A 26,544-nucleotide genomic window follows, 5' to 3' on the forward strand; every position below is an offset into this window, starting at 1 on the left:
CTGAGATTTACGATAACGATGCTAGTTTAGCAAGAATATTTTGTAATTCTATATGATTATATTTCAATGCTTCTTCCTTATCTCGAACAAGCTGAGGATTTGCTTTTTTACGAAAATTCTCACTACTTAACAAGCGTACAATACTATCAATAGCATTTTGTAATCTTTGTTGCTCTTTTTTTAAACGAACTTTTTCTTTAGAAAGATGCTCTTTGGGAATAAAAATCCCAATACGAATGCTATCCACAACACCAAGACTATAAACTTGATCAGAAGGTTCTTCCATCAATATACGAATTGAGAATAAACCCCCTAGAGCTTGCACAATAAGAATATAACGATCTATGTCTATATGTTCAGAGCAAATGACGAATGCTTCCAAAGCCATTTTAGGATCCAACTGCATCTCACCACGAATATTCCGAACAGTATAAACTAGACGTTGAGCTAAAGAGAATGATTCATGGAGATCTTTTGGCATTTCCACGCTAAACTTTTGAGGATAGGGAGCTTCAATACAAGCTCGAGAACGTAACATTAAGATAGCATGGCTAGTTATAGCATCCCCTCCACTCTCGGGTATAGCTCCTAACATTCCCTTAATTTTAAGAAAAAGACTTTCTGTGATAAAAGGTACTATAGGATGAAGCACTCCAAGAGCACTTACTAATAAAACAACAAGCAACTTGCGCTTTGTTTGCCTGTCCTTCTCATTTCCCTGCTTCCCCGAAAGCGTTGGTTTTATGATTTCTATATATGTAGAGCATAAATCATTGCGAAAATATTCATAAGCTAAAGTAGCTATTTTATCAAAAGCGTAGACTTCGTATGCCTCCTGAAGACGCTCAACTAACTGATTGAAACCATCGAGAATATAGTAGTCTTCTAAACCTAAAGAATCTTGATCTATTCCATCGAGTAGATCTTGACTTTGCAAATCGGTGATATGACCAAAAATGAACCTCGCCCCATTCCATAGTTTATTTACAAAGTTTTTAGATTCTTCAAATAGGCGGAAATCAAGGTCTATTTGCTCTCCACGATTAGCGCAAGAACATAAAGCTAAACGAACAGCATCGGCTCCATAAATCTCTATCATTTCTAAAGGGTCTATAACATTTCCCTTCGACTTTGACAATTTTTCCCACTTAGCAACAACACCTTTAGGTAATTCTTTTCCTAAATCATAAGCTTTTTTCTCTTCTCCAGAGATATAACTCCAATCTCCTATCTCATTATAATACTTATAAGACTTTCCAAAAATTAAGCCATGAAGGAAAACCTCTGTAAAAGGTTTTTTTTCAGACATTACCGAACATAAAAGGACCATTCTCGTTACCCAAAAGAAGAGAATATCATGTCCGGTTACTAAAACAGATGTTGGATAGAATTTCTTTAGATCTTCAGAGCTTGCATCAGGCCATCCTAAACACGTTAAAGGCCAAAGTCCCGATGAAAACCACGTATCTAAAACATCTGGATCTTGGTACCACAACTCAGGTTCTGAAGCAACCTCTTCCGGTATAGTATCACCATCATAGCAAATAATTTTTTCATGATCGTCTTTATGATACCATACAGGGATACGATGCCCCCACCAGAGCTGACGACTAATACACCAATCACGAAGATTGTTCACCCATATTAAATAATTTTTCTTAAATTCTTTAGGGAAAATGCGAATTTGTTCGCTATTAACAAAATCACATATAGGCTTACGAAAGCTCTCTACGGAAATAAACCATTGTTTTGATAAGTAAGGCTCTATTATAGCTCCTGACCTATAAGAAATTCCTACGCGCAATCTGTAAGGTTCTTTTTTAACAAATAGTCCCTTATTTTCTAATGCAATGAGTATTTCCTCTCTAGCTTGCTCTTTACATAATCCAAAAAAAGATCCTCCATTTTCATTAATCTTTCCTGAAGGAGTAAGAATATTTATCTTTGGTAAACCATGGCGCTCGGCCATTTGATAGTCATCCTTATCGTGAGCAGGAGTAATCTTTACAGCACCGGTTCCAAAAGAAGGATCTACAAAAAAATCTCCCAATATAGGAATTTCTCGATCAACGAAAGGAAGTTCTACTTTATCTCCTAAAAATGCTTTATAGCGATCGTCTTCAGGATGAATTGCTAGAGCAGTATCTCCTAACAAAGTTTCTGGACGCGTAGTTGCGACAACAATAAAATCGTTCGAATTGACAAGACGATAACGAATATAATAAAGCCATCCTTCCTTTTCTTCATATTCTACTTCATCATCAGCTAGGGCGGTTTGTAATACAGGGTCCCAGTTAACCAAATAATATCCACGATAAATATGTCCTTGGTCGAAAAGTCTTTTAAAAGCCTTTTTCACAGCTTGATTTGCGGCAGGATCCAAGGTAAAGCGCTTACGATCCCAATCACAAGAACATCCAAGTTGTTTCAATTGCGAAAGAATGATCGTCTCACTTTTTTCTTTCCAATCCCAAACGTATTTTAAAAATTCTTTTCTAGAAAAATCATTACGACGCTTTCCCAAAGTTTCTTGAAGACGTTTTTCAACAACGGTTTGCGTTGCAATTCCAGCATGATCTGTTCCAGGAATCCAACATGTTTCAAAACCCTGCATACGCTTACAACGGACTAAAACATCTTGCAACGTGTTTACTAAAGCATGCCCCATATGTAAGATACCTGTAACATTGGGAGGGGGCATCACTACAGAATAGGAAGGCTTATCACTTGAAGCATCGGCTTTAAACATCCCATTTTCTTCCCAAAAAGTATATAGTTTCTCTTCTACACTCTTGGGATCATAAGTTTTTGGGAATTCTTTCTCTTCCATACTTTATAATCCAAAAAATTCTTTCTAAAATAATCGAAAACAGCAAATACGTTACATTTCTGAGAATTCATTCGTAGAAATAACTTCCATCCAAAGATGATGACGTCGACTAATAATTTCTTTTCCTTGGTTTAATAAAGCTACACGATAAGAAACTATACTTTGACGAACCTCATAATCTTTACCCTTAAGACAATAAATTCGATATCCAGACAGCTTAGGTACTTCGTAAGTCAATCTTTCTACTTCTCCAGAACCATAATATACCCAAAGATGTAGAGTTAGGGGCAAGCTCTTATACATACGATAAGGCAAACTCCATGTCACAATAACTTGCTGTCCAAAAATTTCGTGAATACCAACAGGCTCTATATTTAACTGAGCAGCTGCAGAGTATTCATTATCTATGAACTCTGTAAAAGAAGACAAGACAGGCTCAGAGCAGCTTGATAAGCATAAAAACCCTGCGACTGGCCATAATGCCAAAAAAAGAATTACTCTAAAGTAGTAGTAACGTAAAAACAACAGCAAAGAGTGCAAACGACTCGACAATCCCGATTGAGGCATAACATTTACCATAGATCAATGAGGATCGTGCATAAGCTTGAATCCCACTAACGCAACATTTACCTTGCATAACTGCAGAAATTAATAAAGCAGCCCCTACAGATAGGCCTATAGCAATTCCTTCCATAGCAGATACTACTCCATTTTTGATTGCTGTTCGCATTAACAGCATCAAAATGAATCCATATATCGACTGAGATGAAGGCATAGCAGACATACCTATGAGCTTTCCATGTCCTTCATCTATTCTAGACATTACAGCATGCGAAGCTACGCCCGCCATACCACAGCCTATAGCGCTTCCGACCATTGCTAATCCTAGAACTATAACTGGTCCAATAGAAGATATATCCATACGTGTACCTCATTGTGATCTCTTGTGAAAAAGTTCTTCTTAAACAAATTAAGAAGTCCTATACAGTGGAATCATGAGTTTATCAAACCCTAGAATTATTATCTAAATGAAACCCTTAAGTATCTGATTCCTCGTAACAAATGATTTTCTTTAAGGGACGCAAAGATCGACCTCCCCCATCAAAACTATAGTGATACCACTCTATAAAATTTAATCTTAATCCATGAATAACACCGCCCATGACAGATAAAATAATATTCACAGAATGCCCAAGAATAATAACTAAGGATCCAAAAAGCATTGGGAAACGCGCTCCCATTTGATTAAATGTTACACTCATCATAGCTCCTGCCAGCCCTAAAGCGTAAATACGCAAGTAAGAAAGAACATCTGAGAAAACCTGTATGACAGCAACAACTTCATCAATACCTCTCCAACTTCTTTGTATCATAGCAAGAAATACTGCTAAACCGATCCCTCCAAACATGCCGTAATAACCAAGAGAGGCTCCAAACTCATAGGGCACTTGAAATAGGTAATGAATTAAAGATACGGTTTTTAAATACGTAGGGATATAAAGGTAGGCACTAACTATGAATATAACCCATCCCAAGCCAGAATAACGAAATCTAGAGTAGCGTAACATGCCTAAAGAAAGGTGTATAGCACCAATAATCAAAGCAAATTCCATCAAGATACTGTCTACAAATTTATTGTAAACAATTGCTTTAGACTCGCTACCCCCACTAATAGATTCTTTTGTGAACAAAAATGCTTCAGGATTTTGAACAGACTTTAAAACAGGAAACTCATTTACCAATTCCTTATAAGCCTGAGGATGTTCCTTTACGTAGTATGCAGATTTTTTCAATGCTAAAGCATGAGTTAAGGAATATTGACGTAAAGGACTCTGAATATCAAATGACATTCCAAAAAAAGATGTTGTTGCAACTCCCCAACAAAAACAAGTAATACCCAAGATAGTAAACATTTTAAGAAAGCGTGATAAAACTGCTGAAGTTCGCAGTTTTTTACGATTTTTATAAGCAAGAAATAGAGAGGCTGCAAGAAAGACTAGTCCATATCCAGCGTCGTTAACAATCATGGAGAAAAAGACTACGAAAGAAAGAAATACCCAAGAAGAAGGATCTTTATCTGAAGAGGCAGGAGTATCATAGATATTTACAAGATCCTCTCCCATCTTTCCAATGCCCTGGTTCTCAAGATGTGTAGGAACCACATCATTATCATCAATGGCAACTTTCTCCATGTATACATGAAGCTCTTTACACAATTGTTCGAGTTCTTGAATTCTATCAGCAATAACCCACCCGACAACTGCAAACACTTTTCCATCAAAAAGCTTCTCACAACATTCTTCTGCTTGATGCAAGTTTTGCTCATTACTATAAGCACATAATCCAAGAACGATATCTTTACGATAAGCATAAAGTTTGCAAAGTCTTTCTGACTTTTCACGAATTTCCCTTTGAAGATTTGCGACTTCTGCATGGAATTCATTTACCGATTTAGACGCATCTATTTCCGTATAAACATCACTAGGCAACTCTACGATTCCAACGACCACATAATAATCAAAATTATATGCTGTAGACAGATAGAAAACATTGGGAATGGCAACCTCTAAATTCTCACCTTCTATATGTTTTCTATAGAAAAATCGCAGAGTAAGACCAGAACGTTGAGAAAATTCTGATATCTCACTCGAAGAAAATGCCCCTAAAGGCTTAACTCTGAAGATTTCCTTATTTAGAGTTTTAACCTTTTCTGAAAGCTCTTGAATTTCTCGATTCAAGATTAAAACTTCGTCTAAAATCTCTTCTGTAGAAAGTTCTTCAATTTTTGGAAACAGCAAAGATTCTAAAGGATATTTTTTTTCAAGCTGTTTAAAAATTTTCAAACATTCGATGAAACGATAAGTATTTTCAGTTGTAATAAACTGTTTTTCCGAAATGAACTCTACAACTCCATATTCACGGCAGGAAATAAAAAAAGAGGTTTTATCTTTACCAACAAAGAGATATTTATCGACATTTACACGCACGATTCGCCTCTTTTATGTTGTTCTATTTTTTTCTTAGCAATTTTCACTTGACCAATGTCCGTTATGCTACGATCACTTAAAAAAATTGCTATTTTTTTTATAGCCTGAGTAGTTTCAGGAATAAGCTTCTTTTCAAATAAATTAACTCGAATAGAAACTGCTCGCAATTCAGCTTCAAGAATTTTTTGGCGCTGCAAAGCAACCTCTGCTAAGATTTTTCCCGAAACAAATTCTTGAGAAGAAGCTATTAAAGAATCTATCCATATTGGGGTATCTAAAAGAGAATACTTGGTCTGAGCTAGAGAAATATTTTTTATGACAGGAACTTCTACTCCTGCAATATTCTCATACTCTTTTTCAACATGAAGAACAACAAAGCTTTCTACAATACAATCAGTATAGAGGGGAACACTAAAAAGCTCTGCGAAAGCATAAATTCTCTCACGTGCTTGATTGTAGGCTTTCTGTTTTTCTAAAGAATCTCGAATAGCACCTTGCACTTCAGCTTGAAGTAAAGCTTTTTTTAATTTTAAAGTAGGCAAATACATTTGCAAACGAGCAAGCTTTACTTTTTCTAAGCGAAAAGCATTTTTTGTCAGTTTTATCCGTTTAGGCATGTTTGTGGCCAATATTTATTGATAAGTTGTTGTTTAATTCCAACCTCTTCAGAATGGAAACTTTGAGCTAAAATTTTCCACCCAATATCTAGAGCCTCTTCTAAAGAAATATTCACTTCTAAGCTCATAAGTCGACTCTCAAAAAGTTCAGAAAATGCTAAAAGTTTCTTATCCCAATTAGAGAGTCTGAAACCCATCGCCATTCTTTCCGAAGCTTTTCGAGAATCTGCATACAAGCGGATAAGGGCATTCGCTAAATCCCCATGATCTTCTCGTGTAACTTTACCAATCACAAGTTGCTTTAACCTCGACAGAGAACCGAAAGGATCTATACGGTTATTTTTTAAATAAAACTGACCTTCAGTGATAAATCCTGTATTATCAGGTACAGGATGAGTGATATCGTCTCCAGGCATTGTCGTTACTGCAACTAAAGTAATTGATCCACCATCAACTATATCTACAGCTTTTTCATAACGCAAAGCGAGATCTGAATATAAAGATCCAGGATATCCTCGATTCGCAGGAACTTGATCCATAGTAATGGCAATTTCTTTCAAAGCATCTGCAAATGCTGTCATATCCGTTAGCAACACCAAAACATTTTTCTTCTGCTCTACGGCAAACTTCTCAGCACAAGCCAAGGCTGTGTCGGGAATCAAAACACACTCCACAGGGGCATCTACAGCTTTATGAATAAACATCACACATCTTTCTTCGAAACCCAAACGTTTGGCCTCTTCAACAAAAAAACTATAATCAATAAAGGTTAGACCCATACCACCAATAATGACAATATCTGCATCAGTTTGTGCTGCTATTCGCATAAGTAAAGCGTTATGACTCTCTCCAGAAGAAGAGAAAATTGGAATTTTTTGAGACTTCACCAAACAATTGAAGACATCAATCATGGGAATATTCGTTCTCACTAAATCTCGAGGAACAACACGACACACAGGGTTAAAGGTTGGTGTTGAGATTTCTATGGGCTCTCCGAAACACTCTCCTTCATTATCTATAGGCTTTCCGATTCCATTGAATCGCCTTCCTAAGAGAGATTCACCATAGGTAACTTCGATAACTCTACCTAAAAACACTACGCGATCTCCCGTAGACAATCCAGAAGTTCCTCCAAATACCTGTAAAGTCACTTTCTTCGCATCAAAACGCAATACAGAAGCATATGAAGAGCGACCATCAGCACGTTCTATTTGTGCTAACTCTCCAAGACAAGCTGTTCTAGCCTCGACGGTAATTAAATTTCCTTTGATATCGGTAATTCTTGTATATATTGTTCGCATACTTTTACGCTGATTCTATCATCTTTGCTTGCAGTAATTTAAGAATGATCTCCATTCCTTCTATATACTCTTGGGAACGAAATGTAACACCATTCAAAGATTTAATTTTACTTTGTAATTCAAGAAAAAAGCTTCTTGCGTTATCCATACTTTCGAAGGAAAACTTCGTATCAAAAATACGACTTATTAATGAAAATAATTCTACTTGTCGCTCAAAAGGGCAATAGCAATCTACAGAATCAAAAGCATTTTGTTGGAGATAACAAAAATCATAAAGTTCTGCCTTTAAATAGATCTCCATATCTTCCATAGAAACGCCTTCTTCGCCAATCACTTCCATACGCTTTCCTATTTCAGACCCTTCTCGCAAAAAGGAATCGGCTTTTTTTACAGAAGCTCCCCATCCTTGAATTTTATCTTCTAAAATATGAGCCACTTGATCTAGATACTTAGACCAAGAAATCATCGGGTCTATGGAAGGATATCTTCGAGCATCTGCCCGAGCTTTAGAAAGGCCACAGAAAGCTCCGACGACAGATAGAGTAGCTTGCGTTACAGGTTCTTCGAAATTTCCTCCTGCAGGAGAAACGGCTCCACATATGGTTAAAGAACCTTCGAGTCCATCTTGCATACGGAGAACTCCTCCGCGTTCATAAAAAGCAGCAATTCTTGATGCCAAATAAGCAGGGAAAGCCTCTTCACCGGGGATTTCTTCTAAACGACCGGAGATTTCTCGTAAAGCTTGCGCCCATCGAGATGTTGAATCCGCAAGGAGCAATACATCTAAGCCCATCTGTCGATAATATTCAGCAATTGTAATTCCTAAGTATACAGAAGACTCTCTAGCAGCGACGGGCATAGAAGAAGTGTTACAAATAATACACGTTCTATTCATTAAAGAGGTACCCGTATGAGGATCCGTTAAATGGGGAAATTCTTGCAAGACCTCAACAACTTCTCCAGCACGTTCTCCACAAGCACAAAGAATTACAATATCTACAGCAGCATACTTCGACAAATGGTGCTGCAAAACAGTTTTTCCTGCACCGAAAGGACCTGGAGTACAAAAAGTTCCTCCTTTCAACACAGGAATCTGTGTGTCTAGAATTCGCAATCCCACGTCCATAATTTCATGAGCTGCGATTTTTTCTCCTTCAATAAGAGCCTGTTTTATAGGCCATCTCTGTACCATGGTAAAGGCGTATTCTTTACCTTCAGCATCTCGAGCTTTAGCAACTACAGTGTTAACATTGTAACTACCTTTAGAAATCACCCAAGTAATAGTAACATCTTTGAAGCAAGAAAAAGGCACCATGATTTTATGATCAAAACGTCCTTCCTTTACAGAACCTAAGGCCTCGCCACGTCTCAAAACATTTCCGACAACAGCTTTTGGGGTGTACTCCCACAAATTTTGATCTGACAAAGCATTTACATATTTCCCTCTCTGTAAAAAAGATCCATCCTCAGAAAGTGTTTGCAAACGATTTTGCAATCCATCAAAAATTCCTTGCAACAAGCCTGGCCCTAGTTCTGCTTCTAATAAATGGCCTGAGAAAGTAACCGTGGCGTCACGACAAACTCCTTGGGTATCCTCAAAAACTTGAATTTTGACCTCTTGACCAATAACCTCTATAACTTCAGATTTTAACCAAACATCTCCTACATTGACATAAGCGACTTCTCCCAATCGCACGTGGCCGTCAAAACGTACTCGCAGTAAATTACCGTAAGCCTCTATAACATACCCTTGTGTTGTTTGTTCTAAAGCAGTTACCATGTGATTGCCTTTTCTATCTGGTTTATTATTTCCCTACCTCTTTCAGAATCCACTAAGTGATTACGAATAGCAAACATATAAGAAGCGGCTCTTGCTAATATAAGACTCTCATCAAAATATGCATCACGGTAAAACTCTTCGAGTTTATGAAATTCGTATAATAACAAAGTTCGATGTAATGTGTGGGGTAGGCGCCCATAATCTTCTAAAACCCCTTGCAAATCAGAAAATTCTTTAGGCAGTTCATAATTTGGAGCATCTTTTTGCATAAGAATGTGCAAAACAACGGGATCAGAGTTATCTTCATTTCTCAATACATAAGAAACATCCAAATGTAAGACTCTAGCTCTGAATCCCGCCAAAACAACTCTTAATTGCTGTTTAAATGTAAAATAATCTCGTAAGAATTTCGAAGAACTATTCTGATAATACATCAAAAACTCACGCATCAAAGAAGAAAAATTTCTTATTCTTTCTTGAGAAGTTTTATACATTATAAGAAAATCTTTTAAGAAATCTTCAAATTCACAATCATCTGCCCATTGTTGAAGATGTATCATACTAGCGACATTTTCTTGAGTTATTGCCCCGAAGGAAAAAGGAAGAGGCTTTTCCGCCCAAAAAAAGGCTAAGTTATCAAAATCAAAAAACCGTTTTAGCAGAGTATAGTAGTATTGATCTCGAGTAGACAAATTCAAATCGAATAGATCATTCAAAGCATCTATAGAGAATACTGGCTGTGCTTCCGGCAGTTGAGGATGCAAGAAGGAAGATAAAAAATAATATTGAGTCATAATAACTCTAAAACTAATGTCAGGTTCTATCTAAATAGAAGCGGAAATTTTAAGAACCTTGAAATATCATTTCACGAAAGTCTTTTTGCAAATATCGCAAAAACAACTCTAACAAAGCTTCAGAACTCAAATCTAAAACCCAATTCTTCTCTTCCACTTTGAGTTGAACGCCACCAGAGAAACTCCCCACAACAAGGCCTTTCTTTCGTAACTTTGCTGTTACAGATTTTCCTAAAAGCTCATTAATAGCACGAGGAGATATGTGTTTTCCTATAGATACACTGATATTTCCAAAAACTCCTTGGTTTTCTACAAAGGAAATAAGAGCTTCTGTAAGCTTTGTAACAATTTCAGGATTTATAGAAACTTGCTCCAACCATTCAACTAAAGATTCTCGGAAAATTTTATGCTCTACGGCTTGCTTTAATGCCTCTAGAGAGCGTTTTCCAGCTAAAATGAGGGAAGCCTCACCCTGTTTTATTTTATGATTAGCTTGTTCTTCTGCAGCAAGGACAATACCTTTGGCTTGATCTTGAGCTTCCTGAATAATTCGTTTTGCTTGTTCTTTTGCGTTGCGAATAATAATGGCTGCTTCTTCTTCTGCAGGCTTCAGAGTTTCCACTCGTAAAGTATTACAAATTTGTTTCAGTTTATCTTTCGCACCAAGATCTGCCATGATATTTTACCACTTGCTCTATGAGGAAACAGAGTGTATCTTAAAAAGATAGCAATATGATTCAACTAATCTCGTAGTTTATAGTATTACCTCATTTAAATAAAATTAAATAAAAGAGTTCCATGAAAAGCCTTGTTTTTTTTGCAATTCTATTAGCAATGCCTTCTGTAGAAGCTGCGCGTAAAGTACAGGCAACTACTCTTCCCCACACCAAGCAGACTTCTAAACCAGTGTTAAAAAAGCCCCAGAGAAAATCTTCAAATCCCGGATCGAACTCTGTAAAAAAATTTTCTCAGCAACAATCTAGAAAAAAGCCTCAACAAAAAAGTAAAAGGAAATCTTCTCTACAAACAAACACATCATTAACATGGACTTCATATTCAGGAGCAGGCTATACAATACGTTTTCCCCAAACATGGCAATGCATAGACGATAAAGCTCAACTTCCGGAAAAACTTGATGCAGTGTTCATTGGTCGCGGGAGTGGCAGCTTAACACCGACTATCAACCTTGCTCAAGAGATTACATCAAAAACTCCTTCTGAATACATAGAGGAGATATTATCATATCATAAAACGAAGGATTCTACTTTAGAATCTTCTATTTTTGCGCGCATTCAATCCCCTAGTGGAGAGTTTACTATTATCAAAACAGAAAAGAATTCTTCATGGGGACGAGTTTATTGCTTACAAGCTGTTGCAGTTTTAAACCATTCAGCTTACATCTTCACCAGCACATCAACCTTAGAAGATTATCCGGAACTGTCTTTAATTTTTTTAAAGACTGTAGCTTCCTTTGAACTAGATGCTAATGAAATTTTGTCAGGAACTTCTGTCCTTGAAGAAGCATTAAAGAAATTCGAAAAAGAAACTCAAGCAAATTAAGAAAAAACAACACACTCTTTATGAAGAACATTCTTCTTCAAGGCATCGAAAATAAAGTGTATCGCTATTTTTTCTCCATTTATAGATAAATTCAAGACTACGGGAAATCTAGAGAACAATAATTGAAAAGGAATTTCTACAGATGCATCTTGAATAGAAACAGAGACTGTAGCATCTCCAAGAATTGGACTTGCATCGTGAATCCTTGAACATAAAGCAACAAACTGTCGAACAGAATTACGCATTACAGAATCAAAGACAAAGGTAGAAGAACACGAATCACAAATCAAACTTTCTTCTAAATCAAAAACAGAAAAAGAAACAGACCCCTTTTTGCAACAGGGACAAGAAAAAGTTAATAGCGAGTTTTTGCTTTGGGTCATGTTTTCTTTCTTCTTTTTCCCTAAAGCGTGTTTGTCTTAGGGAAATTAGACTCTCTTTTTTTAAGCTTCAGCAGCTCCTATTTGCTTAATAAACTCAGTAACTGCTGCCTCAAGAATTTGAGTATCTCCAGCAAATATACGAATCCCTTCAGCAAGTTTTTCTGTTGCCATGGCATCTTCATTCATCAAAAAACGAAAAATACTTTCTGAAATCTCTACAGATTGTATATCCAAAGCCTTAGCTTCTTCAGAATCAAGCTTCTTAGTAATTTTTGTTTGGTCTTTTCGCAATTCTTCTAACAGCTTAGGAGAAATCGTAAGAAGATCACAACCTGCAAGAGCTAAGACTTGTTCCTTTGTTCGGAAAGAAGCTGCCATAACTTGAGTAGAAATATCAAACTTCTTATAATAAGAATAAATATTCGCAACAGAAGCGACCCCTGGATCAGCTTCTATAGAATAGCCTTCCTCTCCATAAGCAGCAATCCACCAATCATAAATGCGACCAACAAAAGGTGAAACTAGAGTTGCTTTAGCTTGAGCTGCAGCAATCGCTTGAATCAGGTTAAAAACTAAGGTCACGTTGCATGAGATTTTTTGACTTTCCAGTAATTTAACAGCTTGGATACCTTCCCAAGTAGCGGGAATCTTAACCAATAGACGTTTTTTATCCCCACCCATAGCTTCGTATAACTGTGACAAAAATACGGCTCGTTGCACCATAGCTTCTGTATTAAAAGACAATCGTGCATCTATTTCTAAAGAAACTCTTCCAGGAATATTTTTTAGAATCTCCAAACCAAAATTAATTTGGATTTTATCCAAAATAAAAGTCAAAGTTTGAATGTTGTCGCCTTTTTGTTGGATACCCCAAGCAACAGCTTCATTTATAAGATCTTGATACTTAGTTTCTTGAGCGACCTTCAAAATTAAAGAGGGATTTGTTGTAGCGTCTTGAGCTCCTGACGATTTTACTAACTCAGGATCTCCACTATCACAAACGATAGAACTCCACTCTTGTAATTGATCTAATTGGCTGGACATACGTTCCCTGCTATCATCATTACTCTCTAGGCCAGGCTATCAAAAAAAATGATTACTATCAAGGAGGTTTGGGCGTTATCCAAACCTCCTCATTTTCAATCTTATAAACTAACGTCTAGCTCTAACAAACACATTCTGATTCACTAACAAAATCAAAAACAAGATCTTCTTGCTCTCGCTCTAAATAATGTTTTATACGTTTATGAGTTTCAAATCCAGTTCCACCAGGAATCATATGACCCATGATAACATTTTCTTTGAAACCTAAAAGATAGTCAGTTTTACTACTACAAGCGGCATCAGTTAAAACACGTGTTGTATCTTGGAACGATGCTGCAGAAATAAATGACTCTGTTCCTAAAGAAGCCTTGGTAATTCCTAGCAAAACAGGAACAGCTTGAGCAGGCTTTCCTCCATCTTCTTCTGTACGACGATTTTCTTCATAAAATTCTTTTTTATTTACATCTTCTCCAAAAAGCAATGTTGTATCGCCTGGATCGGTAATACGAACCTTTTGAAGCATTTGCCTTACGATAATCTCAATATGCTTATCGTTGATATCCACACCTTGCAGACGATAAACTTCTTGAACCTCGTTAACAAGATATTTTTGAAGTTCTCGAACACCACAAATTTCTAAGATTTCGTGAGGAACAACCAATCCATCGGTGAGTTGCTGACCTTTGATAACACTATCACCACGTTGAACAATCATATGTTTAGTTAGAGGAATTAAATGTTCCTCTTCCATTCCAGTCACTTCATCACAAACAACAAGGATTCGTTTATTTTTCTGAATTCCTTTGAAATCGACAACACCATCTATTTTTGCAATATCTGCAGCATCTTCAGGCTTACGAGCTTCTACTAACTCTGCAATACGAGGTAAGCCACCTGTAATGTCCTTTGTTTTAATTGCTCCTCGAGGAAGTCTCGCTAAAAGCATTCCAGGATCTATCTTTTGTCCTTCTTCAACAGAGATAATTGCTCCAGAAGGAATCGCATAAGTTCCAACAAGCTCTGAAAGACCTGGATCACTATAAATAGCAATCTGAGGATGAAGCTCTCCACGATGCTGTTTTACAATGAGCTCTACAAGTTCAGTTTTTTTATTAACAACTTTTTCTGTAGAAATTCCCTCTACTAAATCTTCGTATTTTACATAGCCTGGCTTATCACAAATAATTGGAATGTTATGTAGTTCAACTTCAGCAATTCTCTGTCCTTGAGTTACAGACTCTCCATCAGCAACAAGAATTTTTACACCAAGCTCTACAGGAAACGTTTCCAAACTTTCAATAGATTTTGTCCCGAGTAATTTCTTATATTCTTCAAGACTACGACCTTCATCTCGGACAATATGCAAAGCTCCCTTCTTATTCAAAACAAGGTTGTTTCCGTCTTGACCTTTAACGAATCGCAAATCAGTATATACCAAGATACCTCGACTATTCGAAATAATCTCCGGTGTTGAAGATGTTGCTGCAATACCTCCAAGGTGGAATGTTCTCATTGTTAACTGTGTTCCAGGCTCACCAATTGACTGGGCAGCAATAATACCTACAGCTTCTCCCATACCAATGAGCCTACCGTTAGCTAAATTTAAGCCATAACATTTAGCACAAACACCGCGACTGCTTTCGCAAGTTAGCGTAGAGCGAATTTTTATCGATTCAATTCCGGAATCATCTATAGCTTCTGCCTGCGCAGAAGTTAATACATCACCATTTTGTGCTAATAATCTACTCTTATCTCCTGGTTGATAAATATCTTCTGCTGCAGTACGACCGTAAATTCGATCTTTCAAAGGCAAAAGTTCTTCAGAACCTTGACGAACGGCAGAAATTTCAATGTGATTTAAAGTACCACAATCTCTTTCTGTAATGATAACGTCTTGGGCAACATCAACCAGCCTTCGAGTCAGATAACCAGAGTCTGCAGTCTTCAACGCTGTATCAGCCAAACCTTTTCGAGCTCCGTGAGATGAAATCGAATACTCTAAAACAGTAAGACCTTCTCGAAAGTTAGATGTAATTGGTGATTCAATAATAGCTCTATTCGGTTTTGCCATTAGACCCCGTAAAGCTCCCAATTGTTTCAACTGAGATCTATTTCCTCGAGCTCCAGAATCAATCATCAAAAATAGTGGGTTATGCTTGCTTCGCGTTTGTTTACTGATCTCTACATAAAGGGCATCTGAAAGTTGTTCTGAAACCTCAGTCCAAATACTAATAGTTTTAGAATGACGTTCGCCATCTGTAATGATACCATCTTCATATTGCTTTCTTACAGTAGCAACCTTACTATAAGCATCTCTAAGGATTTCTTCTTTAATTTCTGGAATTTTAACATCTTTCAATCCCATAGAAATCGCAGCCTTAGTCGCTTGAGTAAATCCAAGATCTTTAAGATCATCTAGAAAACGCACTGTAGCCTCAAGGCCAACTTTTTTGTAGCATTGCAAAATGAGTTCACTGATACGCTTACTTGGCATGCTATAATTTTGGAAACCAAGCTCTTTAGGAACAATTCTATTAAATAAAACTCTTCCTGGAGTTGTTTCGATAATTTGACCATCTATACGGACTTTTATTTTCTCATGAATATGGATGCCGCGCCCTGTTTCATCACGACGAGATCCCAAAGGCTCATCTAAGAACCCACCATTATGTAAAGCTCTTAATACTTCAATAACATCTTTAAATGTCTTAGTTTTTCCTCCATGATCCTCGGGAAAATAAGTGGGATCAGCCATAAGATAATACAATCCCAGAGTCATATCTTTTGAAGGAATCGCAACGGGTTTACCTGAAGAAGGAAGAAAAATATTATCAGGAGCCATCATCAAGACTTTAGCTTCCAGTTGTGCCTCAATAGAAAGAGGAACGTGAACAGCCATTTGGTCTCCATCAAAGTCTGCATTAAATGCTGCACAAACTAATGGATGAACTCGAATTGCTTTACCTTCGATCAATACAGGTTCAAACGCTTGTATTCCTAAACGATGAAGCGTGGGAGCCCGATTAAGTAGAACAGGATGTCCTTTAATAATTTCCTCTAAAACATCCCAGACTTCGGGAGCCCCTCTTTGAATCATTTTTTTAGCTGAGCGGATAGTGTAAACGCTTCCTAAATCTTTAAGTCTTTTAATAATGAAAGGCTCAAATAATTCTAATGCCATTTCCTTAGGGAGACCACACTGATTAAATTTCAATTCTGGTCCAACGATGATCACTGAACGACCAGAATAATCAACACGTTTTCCTAAAAGATTTTGACGAAAACGACCATTTTTACCTTTCAACATTTCGGAGAGAGATTTTAAAGGTCGATTTCCAGCTCCCATAACAGGATGACCATGCCGCCCGTTATCAAATAACGCATCAACAGCTTCTTGTAACATGCGTTTCTCATTACGAACGATTACTTCTGGAGTTTTTAATCTTAAAATTGCCTTTAAACGATTATTTCGATTAATTACACGACGATATAAATCATTTAGGTCGGAAGTAGCGAAACGACCTCCATCTAAAGGGACAAGAGGGCGAAGATCCGGTGGAACTACAGGAATAGTTTTCAATACCATCCACTCAGCATTATTAGATGAAGAAACAAACCCTTCTATGATCTTTAGACGTTTAGCAAGCTTCATTCTTGCTTGCTGAGATTTAGTTTTACGTAAGCGATCTTTCAATTCTTTTAATAAACTTTGAAGATCTTCAGACTTCAACAGATCGTAGACAGCTTCTCCACCCATTTTAGCAACAAAAGCATCTTTTCCCCATCGCTCAACAACTTCACGATACTGAGCATCATTAAGAAGTTGCTTTTTAGTTAAATCTGTCTTACCAGGATCAATAACGACATACTCTTCATAATAAATAACTCGTTCTAGGTCTGAAGCAGTCATTCCTAAAACATTTCCTATTCTAGAGGGGGTCGTTTTAAAAAACCAAATATGTACAATAGGAACTGCTAGTTCAATATGAGCCATACGCTCACGACGAACTTTAGACAAGGTTACCTCTACACCACAACGATCGCAAACAATTCCCTTGTGCTTGATTTTCTTATATTTACCACAACAACATTCCCAATCTTTAGTAGGACCAAAGATTTTTTCACAAAATAAGCCGCCTTTCTCAGGCTTAAAAGTACGATAGTTTATTGTTTCAGGCTTTTTAATCTCTCCACAAGACCACTTATCTCGAATTGTAATATCTGAGGCGATACCTATTTCCAATTTATCAAACAACTCTTCTTTAGATAAAGCTGCAATGTCTCGAGAACTTTCTCCGAACATTATTTTCTCCAACAAGTGATTTTTTAAGCGTCTACAACCATAGGGCGAACATCAAGCCCCAGGCCTTGCATCTCTTTGATTAACACGTTAAATGATTCAGGAGTTCCTGACCTTAAGAGATTTTCTCCTTTGACAATGGATTCGTAAATCCTTGTTCTTCCAGAGACATCATCAGATTTTACTGTTAAAATTTCTTGGAGCATATGAGCTACACCATAAGCTTCTAAAGCCCAAACCTCCATTTCCCCGAATCTCTGACCTCCCATCTGAGCTTTACCACCGAGAGGTTGCTGTGTGACTAAGGAATACGGCCCAATAGATCTTGCGTGAATTTTATCAGCAATTAGGTGACTGAGTTTTAACATATAGATGTAGCCTATTACAACTTTATTATCAAAACGCTCACCCGTTTTACCGTCATATAAGAAAGACTTTCCATCTTCAGGTAAACCTTGCTCTATCATCATATCCCAAATACGATTCTCTGGGAAACCTTCAAAAACTGGGGTTTTAACATAAATTCCTGCAGTTTTAGCAGCATAACCCAAATGAGTCTCCAATACTTGCCCTAGGTTCATCCTAGATGGCACTCCTAGAGGATTAAGAATCATTTGAACAGTTTCTCCGTTAGAGAGATAAGGCATATCTGCCTCTGGAACTATCTTAGAAACCACTCCTTTATTTCCATGGCGTCCCGCCATTTTGTCTCCAACTTGAAGCTTACGCTTTGAAGCAACGTATACTTTCACTTGACGAATTACTCCATGATCAAGATCAGCATCTCCTTCGCGAATATGTTCTATTTCAGTTTTATAATTAACTTCTAAGCATTGTAGAGCTGTTTCATAATCAGATAAAAGACTTTTTAACACATCATATATCTCGCATGAAGGCATAAGAAGATCTACCAAAGCTTCTTGTTCAAGAAGTTCAATCATTTCTTGATCAAAGATAGCACCCTCATGAACTAAAGTGTCCGCAGTACGTCGGTGAATAATTGCTGCTGGAGCTTTTTCATTAAGCAATAAAGCTCCGATTTTTTCTTTATAATCTGTTTTAAGTGCTGAAACTTGGTTTTTATACCCTTTTTGCAAATCTTTAAGATGAACAGCCTCTTCAACAAGCTCATCATCACTTTTTGATAGTCTATCTTTTCTACTAAAGACTTTAACATCCATAACAACGCCTTCAGTGCCCGGAGGAACTGTTAAAGAGGCGTCCTTAACATCAGCAGCTTTTTCTCCAAAAATAGCTCTTAGCAATCGTTCTTCCGGAGCTAATTCTGTTTCCGACTTTGGAGTAATCTTACCAACTAAAATATCTCCTGGTTTAACTTCTGCACCAATACGAATAATACCGTCTTCACCAAGATTTGCTAAAATTTCTTCAGATACATTAGGAATATCACGAGTGATCTCTTCTTTTCCTAATTTAGTATCTCTAGCAGTTAACTCAAACTCTTCAATGTAGATAGAAGTATAGGCATCATTTTTTATTAATTTTTCAGAAATGATAATAGCATCTTCGAAGTTGTATCCATACCACGGCATGAAAGCAACAAGAACATTCTTACCCAAAGCAAGTTCTCCCCGATCCGTGGCAGGTCCATCAGCGATAACATCACCTTTGACTACTACGTCTCCAACAGAACATAATGGCCTCTGATTTATGCATGTTCCAGAGTTAGATCTTAAAAACTTCTTCAGCTGGTATGTACGCTTGATTGTTGGATTATGTTTTGATGCGACAATAATTTTATAGCCGTCAACAAATTCAACAACTCCATCTTCCTCAACAACAACAATAGCTCCAGAATCTTTCGCTGCGCGAGCTTCTAATCCTGTTCCGACAATAGGAGCCTCTGTTTTTAGTAAAGGTACAGCTTGACGTTGCATATTTGATCCCATTAAAGCACGATTCGCATCGTCATGCTCTAAGAAAGGAATTAATCCTGTAACAATAGAAACCAACTGTTTCGGAGAGACGTCCATATGTGTTACTGTAGAGGTATCAGCTTCAAAAGCCTCTCCACGATATCGAACCCAACAAACAGACTCTGTGAACATATTAAATTCATCCAAGTTTGCAGAAGCTTGCGCGATAACGCACTCTTCCTCTGCATTCGCTGTCATATACTCGATTTCATCAGTAACCACTCCATCACGAACAATGCGATAAGGAGTTTCAATAAATCCAAATTCATTAATTTTAGCAAACGCAGAAAGGGAGGATATCAAACCAATGTTTGGTCCTTCTGGTGTTTCAATGGGGCATATTCGACCATAGTGGCTAGAATGGACGTCACGAACTTCAAAACCTGCACGCTCTCTATTCAAACCTCCAGGTCCCAATGCTGACAAACGTCTCTTATGAGTAAGCTCTGCAACAGGATTGGTTTGATCCATAAATTGAGACAATTGGGAACGCCCAAAGAAATCTTTTAAAACACTTGCCAAACCTTTTGCAGAGACAATTTTACCTGGAGTTAATGTATCTGCAGAGAAATCAAAAAGATTCATACGTTCACGCACGATCTTTTCCATTCTAGCAAGTCCAGAACGACATTGGTTCTGAATAAGCTCTCCAACAGAACGAACACGACGATTAGCAAGATGATCAATATCATCAACACTAACTTTTTCATCTCCCATTTTCAGACGAATTAAATATTTAAGAGCACCAATAACATCTTCTTTTCGCAATGTTACTTGTGATAATACTTCGTCATTCATTGGGAAACCCAACTTACGATTAAGCTTATAACGCCCGACGCGTCCTAAATTATAACGTTTAGGATCGAAAAACAATCGCATAATCGTAGATCTAGCATTTGCAAGGGTAGCAGGTTCTCCAGGACGTAATCTACGGTAGAAATCTTTAAGAGCTGCCTCATAAGAGTCTGTTGGATCTTTTGCCAACATTTTAATAATAGGGTGATTTTCATCAGCCCCCAAGGCAATTTTTACTAATGAAATACCAGCATCTAACATGCGTTTTAACATGGCAGTGCTCAATTTTTCTCCAGCTTTACCATAGACTAAAGAGGAGGTTTCATCGATAACATTATCAGCTAAAACTTTTCCGACAAGAATGGAAAAATCTTTTTCGCTTCTCAAAGCGCTTTCTTCAATTTTAAAGAACTCTTCTATAATATCTGCATCGGAAGAGTAGCCTAAAGCTCGAATGAAAGTCATTGCTAAAATTTTTCGTCGACGCTTTTTCCTATCAATATGAATATAGATTAAATCATTGATATCAAAAATAGCTTCTAACCAACTTCCTCTATAAGGAATAATCCTAAACGAAAAAAGAAGATTCCCTTTAGAATGCCTTTCTTGTTCGAAGTTTATTCCTGGAGAGCGATGTACTTGAGAAACAACAACACGCTCAGCTCCATTGATAATAAAAGTTCCTTTGTCCGTCATAATAGGAATAGTTCCCATATAGACTTCTTCTTCTTTTATTCCAGTTTCATCTGTAAGACGAAAACGAACTTTCAGCGTTACACTATAGGTAATTCCCCTACGGATACATTCTTCAGGAGAGTACTTGGAGACCCCCAAATTGTAAGAAAGATACTCTAAAATTGTAGCTTCATTGTACGATTTAATTGGAAAAATTTCTCTAAAGACTTCTTCTAAACCAACATTATCTCTTTCTTCTGCTAGCTTACCGATCTGAAGAAACTGCTTGTACGACTTAATTTGGACTTCAATAAGATTAGGAAGATCTAAGACATCTTCCTTTTTTTTAACACTGACCCGATGTGGGCTCTTGAACATGCTAGCTCTCCTGCTATTTTGATGCGACAAAACCTCCCTTACACAAGCTGTGTATACTTGTAAAAGGGAACACTATAGTTTTTTATACATGAAAAGAAGTGAAAAGAAAAATCCTAAAATATTTTCTTTTCTCTACATTACAACCCTTTAAAAGAAGCTTTTGCTCCGGCTTCTTGTAGTTTCTTGATAGTATCTTCAGCATCAACTTTAGAAGTTTTTTCTTTAACAATCTTAGGCAAGCCTTCAGTCATTTCTTTAGCTTCTTTCAAAGCAAGACCTGTTACCTCTCTAACGACTTTTAAAACGCCAATTTTCTTATCAGAAGGAACTTCTTCTAAAATCACAGCAAATTCTGTTGACTCTGCAGCGGCAGCTTCTCCTCCAGGAGCAGCAGCAACGGCCATAACAGGAGCAGCAGCTGTAACATCCCACTTCTCCTCTAGGAGTTTTTTCAATTGAGACAATTCAAGCACTGTTAAGTTACTTAATTTCTCTACTAAAGTTTCCAAACTTTCTGTTGTCACTTCGTCACCCTTACTTAATTTGAAAAATTTAACTTTATCCTTGAATTTTTTCTGCTCTCTGCTCTACACAAGAAAGAATGCCAAAAAGAGTAGATTCCATAACTCCAACGACCTGAGACATAGGAGCAGCTAAAAGGCCAACAACTTGTTGTCTGAGTTCTTTGAGAGATGGTAGTTTCGCTATAGCTTCAACCTCTTCACCAGAAAGAAAAGTATCATCTATTCTTCCAGAAAGAAAAACCAAAGAATTGTTATGTTGTTTATTAAAATTTAATATTTGTTTCGCAGCAGAAACAGGATCTTTATAAGAAAATACTACGCCAAGATGCCCTTCAACATTAGGACAATCGAACTGCAAGCCTGTGGATTCTATAGCCTTAAAAAAAATTCTCTTTTTTAACACTTCAAACTCTGCAGAAATCCCAAAAAGGGAATTACGAAATTCTCGAGCATAAACGGCTGTAAATCCAAGATATTTTACTAAAATAAAACCTTGGGCTGCTAAAATTTTTTCTTCTACCTCTTGTAGAAGCAATTTTTTTTCTTCTTTCATTTTTCCTCTGAACAATTAAGACGCCGTTAATTCTCTAGCATCTATAGAAATCCCAGGCCCCATAGTGGAAGAAACAGTAAAAGATACTAAATACTGCCCTTTGGCCGCAGGGGGTTTAGCTTTAATTAAGGCATTACAGAATGCTTCAATATTTTCTTTTATTTGAACATTTTCAAAAGAAAGCTTTCCAACTCCAGCATTACATACACCAGCACGATCAGCTTTAAATTCGATTTTACCTTTGCGCAATTCAGAAATCGCTTTAACAACATCTGTTGTTACAGTTCCGGTTTTAGGAGTTGGCATAAGGTTTCTTGGCCCAAGAATCTTTCCTAATTTTCCAACTTCTCTCATCATATCAGGGGTTGCAACAGCGACATCAAAATCAAGCCAACCACCTTTTATTTGCTCAACAAGCTCATTACTACCGACAAAATCAGCTCCAGCAGCCACAGCTTCCTTAGCTTTTTCTCCAGAAGTAAAAACTAATATTTTTAAAGTTTTTCCAGTTCCATTAGGAAGAAAAACCGCACCACGAACTTGTTGATCACTTTTTTTGGGATCAATACCCAATTTCACAGAAACGTCTACGGTTTGATCAAAACGAACAGGAGGACATTGCTTCAAAATATCTATAGCCTCTATCAAGGAATATGATTTGTCTAAATCATAACTTTTTAAGATACCTTGTATACGTTTTCCACATTTGGTCATAATCTCTACTACATAACACAGTTATTCTATTTCTACACCCATACTTCGAGCTGTACCTTCTACCATCCGTTTTGCGGATTCAAGAAGAACAGCGTCCATATCTTTCATCTTTTGTTCTGCTATTGCAGCAACTTGAATCTGAGTTAATTTCCCAACTTTTGTTCTATTAGGAATCTTAGAACCAGATTCCAAATTCAAAACTTTTTTAATCAAAGAAGACACTGGGGGTTGTTTTGTTATAAAAGTAAAGGTTTTATCCGAATATACCGTAATCACTACAGGAAGAAGATCTCCCGAACGATCTTGAGTTGCTGCGTTGAATTCCTTACAAAAACCCATAATATTGACTCCAGCAGAGCCTAGAGCGGGTCCGATAGGTGGCGCTGGATTAGCTTTTCCTCCAAGAATTTGCAGTTTGATTATCTTGACTATCTTTTTATTCGACATACTGAACCTTACTTTGCGTTGACACTCCTCTAAAGATAGAGGGTAAGAAACGAAAAACTAAAATTATAAGAAGATGGCTAATAAGAATACACTGGTTTTATTCTATTTATTCACTTTCTTGTCCTGAGACAACTTCTTCAACTTGCCAGAATTCTAGATCATCGACTCTTGTCTCTCGACCAAATATGGAAACCATTACGCTTAATCGACCTTTATCATGAAAAACTTCAGAAATAACTCCAATGAAATTCACAAAAACGCCGTCGTTAATTTTAACCCGAGAGCCCACTTCAAATTTATGTTTTTGCACGACTCCAGATTTCTTTTCTTCCATATCGGTTAAAATATTTTTTACTTCATCTTCTGAAAGGGCTACAGGTGCCGATCCTCCAAGGAATTCCACGACACCAGCTGTACTTTTTACATATAGCCAAGACTCATCTGTGAGGTTCATTTTAACTAAAAGATACCCTGGCCAAATATATTTTTCGACAACCTTATGTTCGCCTTTTTTGACTTCCATTACATTTTCGCTCGGCAAGATAATTTCTTGTATAAATTCCGCCATTCCCGAAGATTCTTTAAAATCCTCTAAAGCTTTTTTTACTTTTTTTTCTTGGGCCGTGAAAACCTGAACGACATACCACTTAAACATGAACTAACCGAACAAAAAGCTTGTTATACTACCTAAAAATGTAAGCAGTTTACGAAAGATAAGGTCTATACAATAAATAGCAAAACCAAAACCAAAAATACTCATAACAACAATCTTAACATATTTTTTTAGATTTTTCTTGCTAACCCACTCTATTTTCTTAACTTCATCTAAGAAACTCCCTGCTAATTTAGCTTGCTTTTTAGCTATAGTTAATTTGCGAGAAAGAGTTTCACGATTATTCTGCTGCTTCATAAGCCAACTTTAAAATCAAAAGACAAACTACGGGTGCGAAGGGAGTCGAACCCCCGACCGGCGGCTTTGGAGGCCACTGCTCTACCATCTAAGCTACACACCCAAGGAGCGAGGATTTAGAAAAGATTCTACTACCTCACTCATTTACGCTTAACAATCAAACTTAAGCAATGATTTTTGAAATCGTTCCAGCTCCGATTGTTCGGCCACCTTCACGAATAGCGAATCTCATTCCTTCTTCAAGAGCCACCGGACAAATGAGCTCTACATCGAGTTCCACATTATCTCCAGGCATAACCATTTCTGTACCCTCAGGAAGTGTAACAACACCTGTTACATCTGTTGTACGGAAGAAAAATTGAGGTCTGTAACCACTGAAGAAAGGCTTATGACGACCACCTTCCTCTTTCAACAAAACATAAACAGCAGACTTAAATTTAGTGTGAGGTTTTACACTATTAGGCTGACAAACGACCATTCCTCTTTCAACGTCATTCTTACCGATACCTCGAAGAAGAAGACCAACATTCTCTCCAGCACGACCTTCTGGTAATTCCTTCCTGAACATTTCGACACCGGTAACAATGGTCTCTTTAGTCTCTGCCAATCCAACAATCTGAACCTTGTCAGAAACCTTAACAATTCCACGCTCAATACGTCCGGTAACAACTGTACCACGACCAGAAATAGAAAAGACATCTTCGATGGGCATTAAAAATGGCTTGTCTATCTCTCTTTCTGGAGTTGGGATATTATCATCCACAGCTTGCATTAATTCGCGAACTTTCTCAATGTAAGATACATCACCTTCTAAAGCTTTTAAAGCAGAACCGCGGATAATTGGACAACCCTTGTAACCTTTTTCTTCAAGAAGTTCTGACAATTCCATCTCCACAAGGTCAACAAGCTCTGCGTCCTCAGGAGCTATCATATCTGTTTTATTGAGAAAAACAACAATGTAAGGTACACCAACCTGTCTAGCAAGAAGAATGTGTTCTTTAGTTTGCGGCATAGCACCATCTGTTGCAGATACAACTAAGATCGCGCCATCCATCTGTGCAGCACCGGTAATCATATTTTTAACATAGTCAGCATGGCCAGGGCAATCCACATGGGCATAGTGTCGATTAGCTGTTTCGTATTCTACGTGGGACGCGTTAATAGTAATCCCTCGAGCCTTCTCTTCGGGAGTATTGTCAATTGAACTATAATCGCAAAAATCCGCTAAACCTTCAGCCGAAAGAGCTCTCGTAATAGCAGCTGTTAGCGTAGTTTTCCCGTGGTCAACGTGTCCAATAGTCCCAATATTGATGTGGGGCTTATTACGTTGAAAAGTTTCTTTTGACATTTCAGAATCCTCTTTAAAAAAAATTTTTTTACTCCTACCATTCCTTGCCCAGAATAGGAATTGAACCTACGACCGCTTGCTTACCATGCAAGTGCTCTACCACTGAGCTACCTGGGCCTGCTTTTCTATTAATTATGGCTCAGAGAACTTCTCAGTCTATGTAACCTATTTTAAAACATCAATAGAAAATAGTTAGCGATGCCTATAGACAACTCTAGCTTTTGTAAGGTCATAAGCAGACATTTCAACTGTGACTCGGTCTCCAACAAGTAAGCGGATATTACTCATACGCATTTTTCCGCATAGATGAGCTGTGACAGGCATACCGTTTTCAAGCAGTACGCGAAAATGCATTCCGGGGAGAAGTTCTTCTACTTTACCTTCGAGCACAATAGTATCTTCTTTTTTTGCCATCTATTTTAACGATCCTTTAATAAAGGTTTTTCTCGAAAGCTTTAAAGGCTGGCCAAATGGACAGACTTTACTCTAGATTATAGAGTTTTCCGATTTGCCCGTATAATGCATTGGCATTATATTCAACGTGTAGAAAAAGTCAAACGCCTTTCTCTGTAATCTATAGAACTCATAATGAATAGTTGATACTTCACGATAAAAGAATCATTATTTCCAAAGAAAAATATCGCTTTTTACGATATAATTCTTTTAT

The 26,544-nt window shown here is 37.3% G+C and carries 22 protein-coding genes and 2 tRNA genes; 1 reads left to right on the forward strand and 23 read right to left on the reverse strand.

The window, feature by feature from the left end; translation table 11 throughout:
- Positions 1-7: 7 nt before the first annotated feature.
- From JMS40_RS04315 to JMS40_RS04355, 9 genes are all read right to left on the reverse strand, one after another.
- Positions 8-2,830, reverse strand: a complete 2,823-nt coding sequence (locus JMS40_RS04315) for a valine--tRNA ligase (protein ID WP_201457044.1) — start codon at positions 2,828-2,830, stop codon at positions 8-10.
- Between the two features lie 51 nt (positions 2,831-2,881).
- Positions 2,882-3,397, reverse strand: coding sequence for an acyl-CoA dehydrogenase (locus tag JMS40_RS04320; RefSeq protein WP_201457045.1), 516 nt, complete (start codon positions 3,395-3,397; stop codon positions 2,882-2,884).
- Positions 3,330-3,752, reverse strand: coding sequence for an ATP synthase subunit C (locus JMS40_RS04325; protein WP_201457046.1), 423 nt, complete (start codon positions 3,750-3,752; stop codon positions 3,330-3,332). Before JMS40_RS04325 ends, JMS40_RS04320 begins: the two co-directional genes overlap by 68 nt.
- A 115-nt stretch (positions 3,753-3,867) precedes the next feature.
- Positions 3,868-5,817, reverse strand: a complete 1,950-nt coding sequence (locus tag JMS40_RS04330) for a V-type ATP synthase subunit I (RefSeq protein WP_201457047.1) — start codon at positions 5,815-5,817, stop codon at positions 3,868-3,870.
- The gene (locus JMS40_RS04335) at positions 5,808-6,434 is read right to left on the reverse strand and encodes a V-type ATP synthase subunit D (RefSeq protein WP_201457048.1); all 627 of its coding nucleotides are present in this window, start codon (positions 6,432-6,434) and stop codon (positions 5,808-5,810) included. The genes JMS40_RS04330 and JMS40_RS04335 overlap by 10 nt, the downstream gene beginning before the upstream one ends.
- A complete protein-coding gene (locus JMS40_RS04340) occupies positions 6,419-7,735 on the reverse strand; it encodes a V-type ATP synthase subunit B (protein WP_201457049.1) in 1,317 nt (438 codons plus the stop codon). The genes JMS40_RS04335 and JMS40_RS04340 overlap by 16 nt, the downstream gene beginning before the upstream one ends.
- 4 nt (positions 7,736-7,739) lie before the next feature.
- Positions 7,740-9,515, reverse strand: coding sequence for a V-type ATP synthase subunit A (locus tag JMS40_RS04345; protein ID WP_201457050.1), 1,776 nt, complete (start codon positions 9,513-9,515; stop codon positions 7,740-7,742).
- Positions 9,509-10,309: a DUF2764 family protein gene (locus JMS40_RS04350; RefSeq protein WP_201457051.1), complete on the reverse strand. Its 801-nt coding sequence runs from the start codon at positions 10,307-10,309 to the stop codon at positions 9,509-9,511. The genes JMS40_RS04345 and JMS40_RS04350 overlap by 7 nt, the downstream gene beginning before the upstream one ends.
- A gap of 49 nt (positions 10,310-10,358) precedes the next feature.
- Positions 10,359-10,985, reverse strand: a complete 627-nt coding sequence (locus tag JMS40_RS04355) for a V-type ATP synthase subunit E (protein ID WP_201457052.1) — start codon at positions 10,983-10,985, stop codon at positions 10,359-10,361.
- Positions 10,986-11,107: 122 nt separating this feature from the next.
- On the opposite strand from JMS40_RS04355, the gene JMS40_RS04360 reads away from it, so the two are divergent.
- On the forward strand, positions 11,108-11,869 hold the full coding sequence (locus tag JMS40_RS04360) for a hypothetical protein (protein WP_201457053.1): 762 nt from the start codon (positions 11,108-11,110) through the stop codon (positions 11,867-11,869).
- On the opposite strand, the gene JMS40_RS04365 is transcribed toward JMS40_RS04360, so the two are convergent.
- The 14 genes from JMS40_RS04365 to infA all read right to left on the reverse strand — a co-directional run bounded on the left by JMS40_RS04365 (position 11,866) and on the right by infA (position 26,291).
- Positions 11,866-12,252, reverse strand: a complete 387-nt coding sequence (locus JMS40_RS04365; protein WP_201457054.1) for a ferredoxin — start codon at positions 12,250-12,252, stop codon at positions 11,866-11,868. The two genes, JMS40_RS04360 and JMS40_RS04365, sit on opposite strands and share 4 nt — an antisense overlap.
- Before the next feature lie 60 nt (positions 12,253-12,312).
- Entirely contained in the window at positions 12,313-13,296 is a 984-nt protein-coding gene (gene tal / locus JMS40_RS04370; protein ID WP_201457055.1) for a transaldolase, read from the reverse strand.
- Between the two features lie 121 nt (positions 13,297-13,417).
- Positions 13,418-17,599, reverse strand: coding sequence for a DNA-directed RNA polymerase subunit beta' (rpoC, locus tag JMS40_RS04375; protein WP_201457056.1), 4,182 nt, complete (start codon positions 17,597-17,599; stop codon positions 13,418-13,420).
- A 23-nt stretch (positions 17,600-17,622) separates the two neighbouring features.
- Positions 17,623-21,381, reverse strand: coding sequence for a DNA-directed RNA polymerase subunit beta (gene rpoB, locus JMS40_RS04380; protein WP_201457057.1), 3,759 nt, complete (start codon positions 21,379-21,381; stop codon positions 17,623-17,625).
- A gap of 137 nt (positions 21,382-21,518) precedes the next feature.
- Positions 21,519-21,905 carry a 50S ribosomal protein L7/L12 gene (rplL, locus tag JMS40_RS04385; RefSeq protein WP_201457058.1) on the reverse strand — a complete coding sequence of 129 codons (387 nt, stop codon included), beginning with the start codon at positions 21,903-21,905 and terminating at the stop codon, positions 21,519-21,521.
- Between the two features lie 34 nt (positions 21,906-21,939).
- Positions 21,940-22,458: a 50S ribosomal protein L10 gene (gene rplJ, locus JMS40_RS04390; protein WP_201457059.1), complete on the reverse strand. Its 519-nt coding sequence runs from the start codon at positions 22,456-22,458 to the stop codon at positions 21,940-21,942.
- A gap of 15 nt (positions 22,459-22,473) precedes the next feature.
- Positions 22,474-23,172, reverse strand: coding sequence for a 50S ribosomal protein L1 (gene rplA, locus JMS40_RS04395; protein ID WP_201457060.1), 699 nt, complete (start codon positions 23,170-23,172; stop codon positions 22,474-22,476).
- Positions 23,173-23,193: 21 nt separating this feature from the next.
- Positions 23,194-23,619: a 50S ribosomal protein L11 gene (rplK, locus tag JMS40_RS04400; protein ID WP_201457061.1), complete on the reverse strand. Its 426-nt coding sequence runs from the start codon at positions 23,617-23,619 to the stop codon at positions 23,194-23,196.
- Between the two features lie 106 nt (positions 23,620-23,725).
- Positions 23,726-24,274, reverse strand: coding sequence for a transcription termination/antitermination protein NusG (nusG, locus tag JMS40_RS04405; RefSeq protein WP_201457062.1), 549 nt, complete (start codon positions 24,272-24,274; stop codon positions 23,726-23,728).
- Between the two features lie 3 nt (positions 24,275-24,277).
- On the reverse strand, positions 24,278-24,529 hold the full coding sequence (gene secE / locus JMS40_RS04410) for a preprotein translocase subunit SecE (RefSeq protein WP_201457063.1): 252 nt from the start codon (positions 24,527-24,529) through the stop codon (positions 24,278-24,280).
- A gap of 30 nt (positions 24,530-24,559) precedes the next feature.
- Positions 24,560-24,632: transfer RNA gene (locus JMS40_RS04415), tRNA-Trp, on the reverse strand.
- Between the two features lie 60 nt (positions 24,633-24,692).
- Complete coding sequence (tuf, locus tag JMS40_RS04420) at positions 24,693-25,877, reverse strand: elongation factor Tu (RefSeq protein WP_201457064.1); 1,185 nt, start codon at positions 25,875-25,877, stop codon at positions 24,693-24,695.
- 45 nt (positions 25,878-25,922) lie between these two features.
- Positions 25,923-25,994: transfer RNA gene (locus tag JMS40_RS04425), tRNA-Thr, on the reverse strand.
- A 75-nt stretch (positions 25,995-26,069) separates the two neighbouring features.
- Positions 26,070-26,291, reverse strand: coding sequence for a translation initiation factor IF-1 (gene infA, locus JMS40_RS04430; protein WP_201457065.1), 222 nt, complete (start codon positions 26,289-26,291; stop codon positions 26,070-26,072).
- Positions 26,292-26,544: the final 253 nt, after the last annotated feature.

This window comes from Chlamydia sp. 17-3921, from assembly GCF_902705545.1.
GTDB lineage: Bacteria > Chlamydiota > Chlamydiia > Chlamydiales > Chlamydiaceae > Chlamydia.

Coding starts and splice junctions, on each gene's coding strand:
- JMS40_RS04315 (WP_201457044.1), bottom strand. CDS start 2,830: ATGGAAGAGAAAGAATTCCCAAAAACTTATGATCCCAAGAGTGTAGAA.
- JMS40_RS04320 (WP_201457045.1), bottom strand. CDS start 3,397: ATGCCTCAATCGGGATTGTCGAGTCGTTTGCACTCTTTGCTGTTGTTT.
- JMS40_RS04325 (WP_201457046.1), bottom strand. CDS start 3,752: ATGGATATATCTTCTATTGGACCAGTTATAGTTCTAGGATTAGCAATG.
- JMS40_RS04335 (WP_201457048.1), bottom strand. CDS start 6,434: ATGCCTAAACGGATAAAACTGACAAAAAATGCTTTTCGCTTAGAAAAA.
- JMS40_RS04340 (WP_201457049.1), bottom strand. CDS start 7,735: ATGCGAACAATATATACAAGAATTACCGATATCAAAGGAAATTTAATT.
- JMS40_RS04345 (WP_201457050.1), bottom strand. CDS start 9,515: ATGGTAACTGCTTTAGAACAAACAACACAAGGGTATGTTATAGAGGCT.
- JMS40_RS04350 (WP_201457051.1), bottom strand. CDS start 10,309: ATGACTCAATATTATTTTTTATCTTCCTTCTTGCATCCTCAACTGCCG.
- JMS40_RS04355 (WP_201457052.1), bottom strand. CDS start 10,985: ATGGCAGATCTTGGTGCGAAAGATAAACTGAAACAAATTTGTAATACT.
- JMS40_RS04360 (WP_201457053.1), top strand. CDS start 11,108: ATGAAAAGCCTTGTTTTTTTTGCAATTCTATTAGCAATGCCTTCTGTA.
- JMS40_RS04365 (WP_201457054.1), bottom strand. CDS start 12,252: ATGACCCAAAGCAAAAACTCGCTATTAACTTTTTCTTGTCCCTGTTGC.
- tal (WP_201457055.1), bottom strand. CDS start 13,296: ATGTCCAGCCAATTAGATCAATTACAAGAGTGGAGTTCTATCGTTTGT.
- rpoC (WP_201457056.1), bottom strand. CDS start 17,599: ATGTTCGGAGAAAGTTCTCGAGACATTGCAGCTTTATCTAAAGAAGAG.
- rpoB (WP_201457057.1), bottom strand. CDS start 21,381: ATGTTCAAGAGCCCACATCGGGTCAGTGTTAAAAAAAAGGAAGATGTC.
- rplJ (WP_201457059.1), bottom strand. CDS start 22,458: ATGAAAGAAGAAAAAAAATTGCTTCTACAAGAGGTAGAAGAAAAAATT.
- rplA (WP_201457060.1), bottom strand. CDS start 23,172: ATGACCAAATGTGGAAAACGTATACAAGGTATCTTAAAAAGTTATGAT.
- rplK (WP_201457061.1), bottom strand. CDS start 23,619: ATGTCGAATAAAAAGATAGTCAAGATAATCAAACTGCAAATTCTTGGA.
- nusG (WP_201457062.1), bottom strand. CDS start 24,274: ATGTTTAAGTGGTATGTCGTTCAGGTTTTCACGGCCCAAGAAAAAAAA.
- secE (WP_201457063.1), bottom strand. CDS start 24,529: ATGAAGCAGCAGAATAATCGTGAAACTCTTTCTCGCAAATTAACTATA.
- tuf (WP_201457064.1), bottom strand. CDS start 25,877: ATGTCAAAAGAAACTTTTCAACGTAATAAGCCCCACATCAATATTGGG.
- infA (WP_201457065.1), bottom strand. CDS start 26,291: ATGGCAAAAAAAGAAGATACTATTGTGCTCGAAGGTAAAGTAGAAGAA.